The organism is Mesorhizobium sp. WSM4819, from assembly GCF_055811215.1.
The window spans coordinates 1-267 of sequence record NZ_JBVVQO010000122.1 but is presented as its reverse complement, the minus strand read 5'-3'; the positions used below and the strand labels follow the sequence as shown (position 1 = coordinate 267).

Below are 267 nucleotides of genomic sequence, written 5' to 3'. Positions count from 1 at the left end.
CTGCCCTACTGCCCTACTGCCCTACTGCCCTACTGCCCTACTGCCCTACTGCCCTACTGCCCTACTGCCCTACTGCCTTCCCAAACCGCGCCGCCGCCGCCAGCAGCACGCCGAGCATCAGCCCGTTGAGGATGTGCCACAGGAAATGCGTGCCGAGCGGGAAGCTGCCGCAGACCAGCGGATCGATCGTCCTCAAGTTGTGTGCGTCAAGTTCTGCAAAAATGGCGTGGCATTCAGCGGTGACGTTGGCGTGTCCGCCGCGCAGCC

The 267-nt window shown here is 64.0% G+C and carries 1 pseudogene; it reads right to left on the bottom strand.

The annotated features are described in order from the left end of the window. Positions 1 to 61: 61 nt before the first annotated feature. Positions 62 to 267: pseudogene (locus AC0L18_RS32480) on the bottom strand (hypothetical protein); the annotation flags it as partial.